11 protein-coding genes are annotated in these 13178 nt (G+C 62.4%); 8 read left to right on the top strand and 3 right to left on the bottom strand.

The annotated features are described in order from the left end of the window. Positions 1-124: 124 nt before the first annotated feature. The 8 genes from KVG85_RS22145 (at position 125) to KVG85_RS22110 (ending at position 9351) form a co-directional block, all read left to right on the top strand. On the top strand, positions 125-2059 hold the full coding sequence (locus KVG85_RS22145; protein WP_302471562.1) for a putative nucleotidyltransferase substrate binding domain-containing protein: 1935 nt from the start codon (positions 125-127) through the stop codon (positions 2057-2059). Then, positions 2056-2763 (top strand): 3'-5' exonuclease, encoded by a 708-nt coding sequence (locus tag KVG85_RS22140; protein WP_217865049.1) that lies wholly within the window; start codon positions 2056-2058, stop codon positions 2761-2763. The genes KVG85_RS22145 and KVG85_RS22140 overlap by 4 nt, the downstream gene beginning before the upstream one ends. 335 nt (positions 2764-3098) lie before the next feature. Continuing rightward, positions 3099-3575 (top strand): RNA polymerase sigma factor, encoded by a 477-nt coding sequence (locus KVG85_RS22135; RefSeq protein WP_166554767.1) that lies wholly within the window; start codon positions 3099-3101, stop codon positions 3573-3575. Next, positions 3572-4546 (top strand): FecR domain-containing protein, encoded by a 975-nt coding sequence (locus KVG85_RS22130; protein WP_217865047.1) that lies wholly within the window; start codon positions 3572-3574, stop codon positions 4544-4546. Before KVG85_RS22135 ends, KVG85_RS22130 begins: the two co-directional genes overlap by 4 nt. Before the next feature lie 205 nt (positions 4547-4751). Then, complete coding sequence (locus tag KVG85_RS22125; protein WP_217865046.1) at positions 4752-7178, top strand: TonB-dependent siderophore receptor; 2427 nt, start codon at positions 4752-4754, stop codon at positions 7176-7178. Positions 7179-7252: 74 nt separating this feature from the next. After that, positions 7253-8383 carry a PepSY-associated TM helix domain-containing protein gene (locus KVG85_RS22120; RefSeq protein WP_217865045.1) on the top strand — a complete coding sequence of 377 codons (1131 nt, stop codon included), beginning with the start codon at positions 7253-7255 and terminating at the stop codon, positions 8381-8383. Continuing rightward, positions 8380-8559 (top strand): hypothetical protein, encoded by a 180-nt coding sequence (locus tag KVG85_RS22115; RefSeq protein ID WP_016772844.1) that lies wholly within the window; start codon positions 8380-8382, stop codon positions 8557-8559. Before KVG85_RS22120 ends, KVG85_RS22115 begins: the two co-directional genes overlap by 4 nt. A gap of 162 nt (positions 8560-8721) precedes the next feature. After that, positions 8722-9351 (top strand): glutathione S-transferase, encoded by a 630-nt coding sequence (locus tag KVG85_RS22110; protein ID WP_217865044.1) that lies wholly within the window; start codon positions 8722-8724, stop codon positions 9349-9351. 181 nt (positions 9352-9532) lie between these two features. Here KVG85_RS22110 and creD read toward each other — a convergent pair whose 3' ends face one another. From creD to creB, 3 genes are all read right to left on the bottom strand, one after another. Further along, positions 9533-10900, bottom strand: coding sequence for a cell envelope integrity protein CreD (creD, locus tag KVG85_RS22105; protein ID WP_217865043.1), 1368 nt, complete (start codon positions 10898-10900; stop codon positions 9533-9535). A gap of 132 nt (positions 10901-11032) precedes the next feature. Beyond that, a complete protein-coding gene (gene creC, locus KVG85_RS22100; protein ID WP_217865042.1) occupies positions 11033-12451 on the bottom strand; it encodes a two-component system sensor histidine kinase CreC in 1419 nt (472 codons plus the stop codon). Beyond that, entirely contained in the window at positions 12451-13131 is a 681-nt protein-coding gene (gene creB, locus KVG85_RS22095) for a two-component system response regulator CreB (RefSeq protein WP_016772840.1), read from the bottom strand. The genes creC and creB overlap by 1 nt, the downstream gene beginning before the upstream one ends. Positions 13132-13178 lie beyond the last annotated feature (47 nt).

The raw sequence follows: 13178 nt of genomic DNA, 5'->3' as shown, positions 1-13178 counted from the left end.
TTCCGAAAATCGGCCAATGGTGGCAAAACCTAGACTTACGTCCAATGGGCACCCTGCCCGCCGGGGTCGACCATGGTGGCAACGATCCGACAACAACAATTCGAAAAAGACTGCGGTAATGGTTATGAGCAAAGCGGACGCCTTCACCCAGGCAGGGAAAACCGCGGTGTTGCAGAACATTCAGGGCACCCTGCAATTCCTCCAGCGCTTCCCGCCCTTCAATCAGATGGAACACGCCCACCTCGCCTATCTGGTGGAGCAATGTCAGCTGCGTTTTTTTGCCCAGGGCGAGAGCATCATCAAACCGGCCGACGGCCCGGTGGAGCACTTTTATATCGTCAAACAGGGTCGGGTGGTCGGCGAACGTCAGCACATCACCAAACCCGGCACCGAAACCACGTTCGAAATCACCACCGGCGAATGCTTTCCGCTGGCGGCGCTGCTCGGTGAACGCGCCACTCGCACCGAACATCTGGCGGGCGAAGACACCTTCTGCCTGCAACTGAACAAACTGGCGTTCATCAAACTGTTCGCCCTTTCCAGCGCCTTCCGCGATTTCGCCTTGCGTGGGGTGAGCAGCCTGCTCGATCAGGTCAACCAGCAAGTCCAGCAAAAAGCCGTGGAGACCCTCGGCACCCAATACTCGCTGAACACCCGTCTCGGTGAACTTGCGATGCGCCATCCGGTGACTTGCAGCGCCGAGACGCCGTTGCGTGAAGCGGTGAAGCTGATGCACGAGCAACAGGTCGGCAGCATCGTCGCAGTGGATGAGCACAAGGCGCCGCTGGGGATTTTCACCCTGCGCGATTTGCGCCATGTGGTCGCCGAAGGTGTCGGTGATTTCAGCGACGCCATCGAACAGCACATGACCCGTTCACCGTTTTATCTGTCGCCGGATCACAGCGCATTCGATGCGGCGATCGCCATGACCGAGCGGCACATCGCTCACGTCTGTCTGGTCAAGGATCAACGCCTGTGCGGTGTGGTGTCCGAGCGTGACCTGTTCTCCCTGCAACGGGTCGATCTGGTCCACCTCGCCCGGACCATCCGCAGCGCGCAACGGATCGAGCAACTGGTGACCTTGCGCGGCGAGATCGGCCAACTGGTCGAGCGCATGCTCGCCCACGGCGCGTCGTCGACGCAGATAACCCACATCATCACCCTGCTCAACGATCACACGGTGTGCCGGGTGATCGAACTGACCCTTGCGGAAAAAGGCGACCCGGGCGTGCCGTTCAGCTGGCTGTGTTTCGGCAGCGAGGGCCGGCGCGAGCAGACGCTGCACACCGATCAGGACAACGGCATCCTGTTCGATGCCCGCGATGCCGCGCACGCAGCGGAGATCCGCGGCAAGCTGCTGCCGATTGCCCAGCAGATCAACCAGAGCCTGGCGCAGTGCGGCTTCACCCTGTGCAAGGGCAACATCATGGCCGGCAATCCCGAGCTGTGTCTGTCGCGGGCCGAATGGGCGCGGCGCTTTGCCGCGTTCATCCGCGAAGCCACGCCGGAGAACCTGCTGGGGTCGAGCATCTATTTCGACCTGCGCGTGGTCTGGGGCGATGAGCAAGGCTGCGAGCAATTGCGCCGGGGCATTCTCGATCAGGTCGCCGACAACCGTTTGTTCCAGCGCATGCTCGCCGAGAACGCCCTGCGCAATCGCCCTCCCGTTGGGCGCTTCCGTGAATTCGTGCTGGCCCGCAAGAATGGCGAGAAGGCCACGCTGGATCTGAAAATCCAGGGCCTGACGCCGTTCGTGGACGGCGCCCGTTTGCTGGCGCTGGCCAACGGCATTGACGCCAACAACACCCTCGAACGCTTCCGCCAATTGGTCGATAAAGAGGTCATCGAGCCGCTCGACGGCGCGGCGTATGAAGAGGCCTATCACTTCATTCAGCAAACGCGCATGCAGCAGCATCAGCTCCAGACCCGGGAGAACCAGCCGTACTCCAACCGCGTCGATCCCGACAGCCTCAATCATCTCGACCGGCGCATCCTGCGCGAATCCCTGCGCCAGGCGCAGCGCCTGCAAAGCAGCCTGAGCTTGCGGTATCAGCTATGAGCCTGTTCTCCTGGCTACGCCCGGCCAGCCCCGTGGTGTCGGCGGACTTGCAGCAGCGGCTGGCGAAGCTGCCGGCGCTTGCCGAGCTGAGCGAATGCAGCCTGCGCGAGCAGCGCTGGGTGGTGCTGGACCTGGAGACAACCGGCCTGAATATGAGCAAGGACCGGGTCCTGTCGATCGGCGCGGTGGTGATCGAAGACGGCGCGATCGATTTCAGCCAGCAGTTCGAACGCACCTTGCAATGCCGCGAATTGAAGCTCAGCCCCAGCGTGCTGATTCATGGCTTGGGGCCGAATGCGATTGCCGCAGGCAGCGACCCGGCGGAAGCGTTGCTGGAGTTGCTGGAGTTCATCGGCGACAGCCCGGTGCTGGCGTTTCATGCGCCGTTCGATCAGCACATGCTCGGGCGCGCAGTGAAAGAACATCTGGGGCATAAGCTGCAGCGTGTGTTTCTGGATGTGGCGGACATTGCGCCGCTGTTATGTCCGCAGGCGCAGATTCGCGAGGCGGGGCTGGATGAGTGGATCGATTGGTTCCGGCTCGAAGTGTTCGAGCGGCATAACGCGAGTGCCGATGCGCTGGCCACGGCGGAGTTGGCATTGATCCTGTTCAGCCGGGCGCGGGCGCAGCAGATTCATAGCCCGCTGAATTTGCAGCAGCGGTTGAGTCAGTGGAAGCGGCGGCAGCAGGCGCCGTCCTTTTGAACTGTGTCAGATTCAAAATCCATCCCCCTCACCCCAGCCCTCTCCCCCAAGGGGGCGAGGGGGAAAGGGAGCAGATCTTCATGCTTTTCAAATCCGAGTTCGACTCCGATATCTCAAGTCGGCGCATCTTCAGTATTCAATGCGGTCGGTCCCCTCTCCCCCCGGGAGAGGGCTAGGGTGAGGGGCTGCCCTTGATTCATCACCTGACCAGTGGCCAATTGCTAACCATTCCCACCTCTGCCAGAATCGCGAACTATTCTCGTTAGTTAACATTTCCCAATCGGTGATGTCCGGTGTCGTCAGTGCGCAACCCCCACAGTGAGCTCGTCGGTGCGATGTATCGCGACCATCGCGGTTGGCTGCTGGCGTGGTTGCGGCGCAATGTGGCGTGTCCGCAGCGTGCCGAAGACCTGAGCCAGGACACCTTCGTACGCCTGCTCAACCGCGACGAGCTGCTGACACCGCGCGAACCTCGGGCGTTTCTGGTGGCAATCGCCAAAGGCCTGTTGTTCGACTACTTCCGCCGCGCCGCGCTGGAACAGGCCTACCTCACCGAACTGATGCTGATTCCCGAAGACGAACAACCGTCGGTGGAAGAACAGCAAATGATCCTCGACGACCTCAAAGCCATCGATCGCCTGCTCGGCAAACTGTCGACCAAGGCTCGTGCGGCCTTCCTGTACAACCGCCTCGACGGCCTCAGCCACGCCGAGATCGCCGGCAAACTCGGCGTCTCGGTGCCGCGCGTGCGGCAGTACCTGGCCCAAGGCCTGCGCCAGTGCTACATCGCCCTTTACGGTGAACCGACATGACCGCGGCCAGTTCGCGGCCGGTGCCGGCGCATGTGCTGGACGCGGCGATTGCCTGGCAATTGACCCTCGATTCGAGCACCGCACTGGAGCGCGAGGAATTCGCCAAATGGCACGCGGCCCATGAAGAACACGCCCGCGCCTGGCGCCAGTTGGGCATGCTCGATCAGCGCTTCAGCGTCGCCAAAGGCCCGGCCCGAAGTGCGTTGCTGCAATCGCGCGAAGGCATTCGCCGGCGCGTGCGCAAACTCGGCAGTGGGCTGGCCAGTGTCGTGGTGATCATCGGGCTCGGGCTGTTTGTCAGCGAGCGCTATCTGCCGCTGGATTACTGGCTCGCCGATCAACGCACCGCCACCGGCGAACAGCGCACCGTGCGCCTGTCCGACGGCACCCTGCTCAATCTCAATACCCACAGCGCGGTCGACGTACGCTTCGATGACGAGCGCCGCTTGATCGTGTTGCAGGAAGGCGAAATTCTCGTCGAGACCGGGCATGGCGATGCGCGGCCGTTTATCGTCGAAACCCGCGAAGGCAGCATGCGTGCGCTGGGCACGCGGTTTCTGGTCAAGCGCGAGGACGACGGCACACGCCTGAGCGTATTGCAGTCGGCGGTGGCGGCCCATGCCCAGGCCAACCCGCAAGAACAGATTCTGCGCGAAGGCCAGCAGGTGCTGTTGCGCAGTGACGGGTTGGGCTCGATTGCCGCCCTCGCCCCCGGCGCCGATGCCTGGACGCGCGGCATGCTGGTGGTGGACAACGCCCGGCTGGGCGATCTGGTGCACGAGTTGGGGCGCTATCGTCGCGGGCATCTGGGCGTGGCGCCGGAAGTGGCCGATCTGCGCATTACCGGCAGCTTTCCGTTGCATGACATCGACAAGGCCCTGAGCGCTTTGCTGCCGACCTTGCCGGTGCAGATCGAGCGGCATACGCCGTATTGGGTCACCGTGGCGAAGGCTGATATCAAGCCTGAGTAATGCGCCGGCAGGCAAACCGCCTTCGCGAGCAGGCTCGCTCCCACATTGGAATGCGATCACCTGTGGGAGCGAGCCTGCTCGCGAAGGCGCCATCAGCCGCACAACCATTTCCAACAAAAAAAGAATTTCCACCCAGCCCTATCACTTTTCCAATCTCGTCCGGCACACAGGCAATTGAGAAATATTTCCATTCAGGAGCCGCCGTATGTCCCGTTCGCCAGACACCTTGTTGCGCCCCAGTCTGCTGGCTTTTGCCATCGCTTTCGGCACGCCGCTGATCAGCAGTCCGTTGCTCGCCGCTGAGCAAGCGTCCAGCGTGCGCGCCTACAACCTGCCGGCGGCGCCGCTGTCGACCGCCCTGAACCAGATCGCCAGCCAGGGCGGCCTCGCCCTGTCGCTCAATCCTGCGCTGGCCGCCGGCAAAACCTCGGCGCCGGTCAACGGCCAGTACGACGCCGCCGGAGCCCTGCGCGCGGCTTTGCGCGGCACCGGTCTGCAACTGGAACAGAGCAGCGCCGGCACTTACACCCTGGTGGCCGTGCCGGAAGGCACGCTGGCCCTGCCGGAAACTTCGGTCATCGGCGTGGAAAACTTCGAAAGCGCCTGGGGCCCGGTCGAAGGCTACACCGCGACCCGCACCGCCGCCGGCACCAAGACCGACACCGCGCTGGTCGAAGCACCGCGTTCGATTTCGGTGGCAACCCGTCAGCAAATGGACGACCGCAGCGTGCACAGCCTCGATGATGCCGTGCGCTACATGCCGGGCATCACCGCCAGCAGCTACGGCAGCGACACCCGCGCCGACTGGCTGCGCGTGCGCGGTTTCGAACCGACCCAGTTCCTCGATGGCCTGCCGCTGCCCAAAGGCGTTTACGCCAACCCGAAACAGGAAACCTGGAACCTCGACCGCCTCGCCCTGCTGCGTGGCCCGGCCTCGTCGGTGTACGGCCAGACCCCGCCGGGCGGTTTGCTCGACATGGTCAGCCGCCGTCCGAGCGCCGAGGCCAGCAGCGAAATCCAGCTGCAATACGGCAGCGACAATCACCGCCAGATCAACTTCGCCAGTACCGGCAAGATCGATGACGCCGGGCAGTTTCTCTATGGCCTCAGCGGCGTGGTGCGCGACAGCGGCACCCAGGTCGATCACGTCGACAACAAGCGCTACAACATCGCGCCGAGCCTGACCTGGAACATCGACGACGATACAAAAATCACTCTGCTGAGCCAGTTCACCCGCGACGACACCGGCATCACCAGCCAGTTTCTGCCGATCCAGGGCACGAAGATCAAATCGCCGCTCGGTGATATTTCCCATCACAAGAATCTCGGCGATCCGGATTGGGAATACTACGACCGCACCTACTACGCGTTGGGTTATGCCTTCGAACATCGGTTGAACGATGTCTGGCAGTTCAAACAGAACCTGCGCTACACCAAGTCGGACCTGTCGTTCCAGTCGCTGACACCCGGTTCCTACCCGTTTACCACCGTGGATGCAGAGGGCAACGTCGGCCGCACCAGCACCAGCGTCGACGAAGACATCAGCCAGTTTGCCGTGGACAACAACTTCCAGGCCGACTTCGCCACGGGCGACATTCGCCACACCTTGCTGCTGGGTCTGGATCACCAGCGCAGCAACACCAACTACACCTCGATCTTTGGCGATGGTCTGCAAACCAACGTCATCAACCCGATCTACGGCCAGCCGATCGTACGTCCGGCGCGCTCCACGGCGTTTTACGACTATAACCAGAAGACCTACCAGACCGGCCTCTACGTGCAGGACCAAATGGCCCTCGACCAGTGGCGCCTGACCCTCGGCGGCCGTGAAGACTGGGTGCACACCAGCACCGAGTTCTTCAACAAGGGCGATGCGACCAACACCCAGCGTGACAAGAAATTCAGCGGCAACGCGGCGCTCAGCTACGTCTTCGATAACGGTTTCGTGCCGTACCTGTCCTACGCCGAATCCTTCCAGCCGACCACGGGCGCCGATGCCACCTCGACCGGCTCGCTCAAGCCAACCGAAGGCAAGCAGTGGGAACTGGGCATCAAATACCAGCCTCCGGGGAGCAAGACCCTGCTGACCGCCGCCGTGTATGACCTGACCCAAAAGAACGTCGCGGTGAACACCTTCGTCAACAACGTTTCAGTGACCAGCCAGACCGGCGAAGTGAAGGTCAAAGGCCTGGAACTCGAGGCCGTGTCGGATGTGACCGATAACCTCAAAGTCATCGCCGCCTACACTCTGGCCAAGTCCGAAGTGCAGAAAGGCATCGACAAGGGCAACCGTCTGCAACTGATGCCCAACCAACAAGCCTCGCTGTGGACCGACTACACCTGGCACGCCGGCGTGCTCGACGGTTTCGGTATCGGTGCCGGCGTGCGCTACACCGGCAACACCTACGGCGACAAGGCCAACACCTGGCTGGGCAAGGCTGACGCCTACACCGTGTTCGACGCCAGCGTGCATTATGATCTCGGCCGTCTGGACAACAGCCTCAAAGGTGCGTCGCTGGCGGTGAATGCGACCAACCTGTTCGACAAGGACTACATTTCCACCTGCGACAGCTTCTACTGCTACTACGGCGACCAGCGCAGTGTCGTCGCCAGCGCCACTTACAAGTGGTAAGCCAGTGAGCTGAAACAGGCCCTGTTCCCAGGCCGTCCGCACCGGGCGGCTTTGGTGTTTTTGAAGGTCATGCAATGAAAAGTAAAACCATCCGCCGCTGGTCATTCATCCACACCTGGACCAGCCTGATCTGCACGGTGTTTCTGCTGATGCTGGCGCTGACCGGTCTGCCGCTGATTTTCAGCCACGAGATTGATCACGCGCTGGGCAACGCCCCGGAACTGCGCGAGATGCCGGCCGACACGCCGCAACTCAACCTGCAGCAACTGGTCGATGCCGCGCAGAAACATCGCCCGGGCGAAGTCATGCAGTACTTCGGTTATGACGACGAAGAGCCGAACGCGGCATTCGCGATCATGGCCAGGACGGCCGACACCGAGCCGAACTCTTCGCACACCTTCATGCTCGATGCGCGCACTGGCGAAGCGCTGGAAACCCCTTCGGCCAACGGTGGCTTGATGCTGTTCATCCTGCGCCTGCACGTCGACATGTTCGCCGGGCTGCCGGGCAAGCTGCTGCTGGCGTTCATGGGTCTGTTGTTTGTCGTGGCGATCATCTCCGGCACGGTGCTGTACCTGCCATTCATGCGCCGCTTGAAATTCGGCACCGTGCGTCAGGACAAATCCACGCGGCTGCGCTGGCTCGATCTGCACAATTTGATTGGCGTCGTCACCCTGACCTGGTGCCTGGTGGTGGGCGTGACCGGGGTGATCAGCGCCTGCGCCGACCTGCTCATCGCTGCTTGGCGCAACGACGCGTTGACCACGCTGATCGCGCCGTATCGCGATGCGCCGCCCCTGACCCAACTGGCCCCGGCTACGCGGCTGCTCGACATCGCCGAGGAAGTCGCACCGGGGATGAAGCCGGATTTCATCGCCTTCCCCGGCACACGCTTTTCCAGCGAGCATCATTATTCGGTGTTCATGAAGGGCGGCACGCACCTGACTTCGCACCTGCTGACGCCGGTGCTGATCGACGCCACGACGCTGCAAGTCACCGCCGTGGCGGAACGGCCCTGGTACATGGACGCCATGGGCATGTCGCAGCCGCTGCACTTTGGTGACTACGGCGGCATGCCGATGAAGATTCTCTGGGCGACGCTGGATGTGCTGACGATCATCGTGTTGGCCAGTGGTGTCTATTTGTGGGTGGTGCGGCGCAAGGCGGCAAAGCCTGTATTGGAAACCGCGGAGGCCTCGGCATGAAGCCGCGTCAGTCGAGTTTCTGGAAGGTCTTCAGCACACCGATCGTGATCGCCCTGCTCAGCGCGGCGGGGCTGTTTGCGGCGTTGCTGGGGGATGGGATCTGGGATGCCTTGAGCTGGGTCGGGCTTGGCGTGCCGGCATTTCTGGCGATAAGAGGTTTTCTGCCGCGAAGCTGAGAATCCCTTGTGGGAGCGAGCCTGCTCGCGAAAGCGCCCGGACACTCAACATCAAAGTCGACTGTCACGACGCCTTCGCGAGCAGGCTCGCTCCCACATGGGTTCTGCGCCGGACGCGAGCAGGCTATGCTGCCCGATCATTGTCCTGATCGAGACCTTGCCATGTCCGCCCCCAGCATGACCCTGTACCACAACACCCTGTCGCCCTTTGTCCGCAAGGTCATGGTGCTGCTGCACGAAACCGGTCAGCAGGATCGTGTCGCGCTGCAGGACTGTGTGCTCAGCCCGGTCAGCCCGAACCCGGAGCTGATCGCCGACAACCCGTTGAGCAAGATCCCCGCCCTGCGCCTGGCCGACGGCAATGTCATCCATGACAGCCGCGTCATCCTCGAGTACCTCGACCAGCAGCACGTCGGCAATCCGCTGATCCCCCGTGAAGGTGCGGCGCGCTGGCGGCGCCTGACGCTGGCGTCGATGGCTGACGGGATCATGGATGCCTCGGTGATGGTGCGTTATGAAACCGTGCTGCGCCCGGTGGAAAAACACTGGGGCGAATGGCTCGACGCTCAGCGCGACAAGATCCGCCGCGCCCTCGCCGTGCTGGAGAGCGAAGCGATTGCCGAGCTGACCAGCCACTTCGATGTCGCGGCGATCAGCGTGGCCTGCGCGCTGGGCTATCTGGACCTGCGCTTCCCGGACATGGACTGGCGCGCGGCCAATCCGCAACTGGCCAACTGGTATTTCGAGGTGAGTCAGCGACCGTCCATGGTGGCGACGATGCCCAAGCCTTAGATCTGGGCTGCCTGTTCCGGCCTCTTCGCGAGCAGGCTCGCTCCCACAGGGTTGCTGCCATTACCGGATCCCTTGTGGGAGCGAGCCTGCTCGCGAATGCACCACTTCGGTTCTGGCGGCAGCGCTGCAACAATCAGCGTCAGCAGAACCGCCACTTCCCTGCGCTCAGCCCTCAACCCGCTCATTGCATCGCCTCCACGTCAAACTCCAGCGGCTTGGCGGACTTCAAACCAATCCCGTACCAGTCCAATTTACGCGTCAGCACCATGAACACCCCGAGCAGACCGAACAACATCAACGAGCCCATCAACAGCGCGTAATCCTCGGCGCTGAGCAAGCCGTACAGCAGGCCATACAGCGCCGCCAACCCGGCCGAGAAACTCAAGCCATGCCGCGCGCTGCGCAAGACGTGGCTGACATAGAAACCGATCAGCAACACACAGCCACTCGCCGACAACAGATACGCTAGCGCAAAACCGATGTGTTCCGACAGCGACAACAGCAGCAGGTAAAAGAACGCCAGCGCGACACCGACCAAAGCATATTGCACCGGGTGCACCGCCAGGCTCTTGAGCACTTCGAAGAGGAAGAAACCGGCGAAGGTCAGGACGATGAACAGCAGCGCGTATTTGATCGCCCGGTCGCTCTTCAGGTACTGATCCACCGGGTCGATGAAGCTGACGCCGAAGCTGCGGCCGTTGAGTGCATCACAGTCGCCAGCGACGCAGCGCTCCATCGCCTCTTGCAGGTTGGTGGAGAAAAACGAGGTCTGCCAGTCGGCGCTGAAACCCTGATCGTTGATCTCGCGCTTGGCCGGCAGGAAGTTGCCGACGAAGCTGGGGTGCGGCCAATTGGCGGCGAGGCTGACGCTGCTGGTCTTGCCCACCGGCACCACCCGCAGCGAGCCGGTGCCTTGCAGGCGCAGGTCGAATCCGAAGGTCAACTGCGTGGCTTTGCTGGCGTCCAGTGCCGGCAGGGTGACGTGCACGCCCTCGCCGATCCAGGCCACTTCGCTGCCGGGCACGAAGTCCAGTTGCTGGCCGCCGAGTTCAAGTTTCAGCGCGTTTTCGATGCCGCGAATATCGCTGATACCCACAGCCAGGAACGGCGCGTCGAATTGGTAATCGGCAAAATTTTCCTTGATGCCCAACTGCGCCGGCAGGGAAAAATGCCCATCGATGCGGTTGTCGGCGTGGAACAGTCGCGCCTCGTAAATACCGCGTTTGCGCAGTTCGGTTTGCACCTGGCCGTCGAGTTCAAAACGCTCCGGCAGAAAGTACAAGCGCCCCCGCGCCTCGCCGATCTCCTCGTAGCGCTTGTTGGTTTTGTCGTTGGTCTTCCAGGTGCGCACCACCTTGCGGTACGGCACCACCATCACCGGCCCGGTCAGTTGCTGGCTGTAACTGGAACTGCGCGCGATGTCTTCGAGCACACCGTCGCGCAGTTGCTGACGCTCATCGATGATGCCGTCGATCATCAGCAACGGGATCAGCAACAGCAGGATCAATAAGGCAATCGCGCCGAGTTTGATGGTCAGATTCTTGTTCATGGGACTCTCCCTGTTTGGATGGGAGGAGTCTGCTGATGCGGTGTGGTGGGAGTGTGGGGGGAATATGGAGATTGTGTGGAGAATGCATTCCCCTGTGGGAGCGAGCCTGCTCGCGAAGGTCGCGACTCGGTTTCAAGGCAAGCGCAATACCACCTCAACCCCGCCCTCGACATTGCCAATGCGCATCACCCCGCCATGCAACTTGACCACTTCTTCAACGAAGTTCAGCCCCAGCCCGGTGCTCTTGCGTCCGCTATCCGGGCGCGGCAACGAGTAGAAGCGTTCGGTCAGGCGTGGCAAGGCGTAATCGGGAATCGCCGTGGTCTGGTTGAACAGGCGAAACTCGATCTGCTCGCCAACCCGCTTGGCGCTCAAGCGCAACAGCCCCGACGTCGGGGTGAAATCGAGTGCGTTTTCCAGCAGATTGCCCAACGCCTGGTGCAGCAGAAACGGCTCGCCAATCAACAGCAGATCCTCGCCGATCGCTTGCTCGATACGCAGTTGTCTGCCCTCGATCCGCGCGGCCTGCGCCTTGAGCAGTTCTGCGACCAACAGCGCCAGCGGCACTGCCACCCTTTCTTCCAAACCTTGGCGCTGTTCCACCTGCGCCAGATTAAGCAGGCGCTCGATCAACTGCTGCATCCGCGCGCTTTCGCTGTCGATGTTGCTGACAAAGCGCAAACGCTGGACGGCCGGCATCTCGCTTTGCAGCAACTCCGCCGCGCCCCGAATCGCCGCCAGCGGACTTTTCAATTCATGGGTCAGGGTGTGCACGTAGCGCTCGACGTAGGCCTTGCCTTCGAGCTGCGTGCGCATCTGCTCGACCGCTGTGGCCAGTTGCTCCAGCTCGCCGCCGCGATAATGCGGCACTTCCACGCGCCGGCCTTCGCTGACCGCTTGGGCATAACCGGTCAAACGGTGCAGCGCGCGGCTCAGCCACCATGAGAGCAAAGCACCGAAGAGCAAACCGAGGCCGATCAGTCCGGCGCCGTAAAACAGCAAGCGCCGCTCGGTGCGATCGACGTAGGGTTGCAGCGAACTGTTGGGCTTGGCCACGGTGACCACGCCGATGATCCTGTCGTTGTCGCGGATCGGCGCGCCGACGTGCATCACTGAAGAGCTCGGATCGTCAGGATCGCTACGGCTGGAGCGCGCGCCGTACTCGCCGCGCAGGGTCAGGTAGACGTCGTTCCAGCGCGAATAATCCTGGCCGATCGCGACGCCGCTGGAGTCGAGCACAACGACGCCCTTAGCGTCGGTGACGTAGATGCGGTGGTTGACCTGGTTTTTCGGCAAGCCCCAGATGGTCGCTTGCGGCTGCCGCTCGCCATAGGCGCGGAGCAATTGCGGCCAGCGGTTCTCGCTGAGGGTGCCGGCCTTGAAATCGTCGCGCAGGATTTCTGCCAACAGGTTGGCGGTGTCGACCAGCGTCTCTTCGGTGGACTGACGCACGCCGGGGCGGATTTCCTCCATCACCGTGTTGAGGACGAAATAACCGGTCAGGCCGACAAACAGCACGTACACCAGAAAGATCCGCAGCCCCAGCGACATCAGCTGTGCCCCGGGCTATAGCTGTAACCGAGGCCGCGATGGGTCTGGATCGGCTCGGCCTCGGCGCGCACCAGGCGCAACTTGGCGCGCAGGCTTTTGATGTGGCTGTCGATGCTGCGCTCGTAACCGGCATCAGCGGCAACGCCCAGCGCATCAAGCAATTGCTCGCGGCTGAACACCCGCTCAGGTTGTTCGAGCAGGCATTGCAACAAGCGGAATTCATGGCGGGTCAGGCTCAGCGGCTGGCCGCGATAGCTGATCTGCACGCGTTCGGCATCGATGCGAAACAGCGTTGAGCCTGCTTCCAGGGTCGGGCGCGGCGCCATGCGCTTGAGGATGGCTTTGACCCGCGCCGCCACTTCACGCGGGCTGAACGGCTTGACCACGTAATCGTCGGCACCGATCTCCAGGCCCACCACGCGATCGATCTCGGCGTCGCGGGCGCTGAGAAACAGCACCGGCACTTCCGTGAAGCGCCGCAGTTGCTTGCAAGTCTCGAAGCCGCTGATGTCCGGCAAACCGATATCGAGAATGATCAGGTCGGCCGGCGTCTGCCGCTGATGCTCCAGCGCCGCCGCGCCGAGGTTCAGCCACGTGGTGCTGAACCCCTCGCCCTGCAAGGCAAAAATCAGTGTGTCGGCTATTGCCGCTTCGTCTTCGACAATCAGGATGTGCGGCATGGCGTCCGAGCCCGTGGCAGTTAGTGCGCGAACGGTGCCCCAAGCCC

Source organism: Pseudomonas triticicola, from assembly GCF_019145375.1.
GTDB lineage: Bacteria > Pseudomonadota > Gammaproteobacteria > Pseudomonadales > Pseudomonadaceae > Aquipseudomonas > Aquipseudomonas triticicola.
This window is presented reverse-complemented; position numbering and strand designations above follow the sequence as displayed.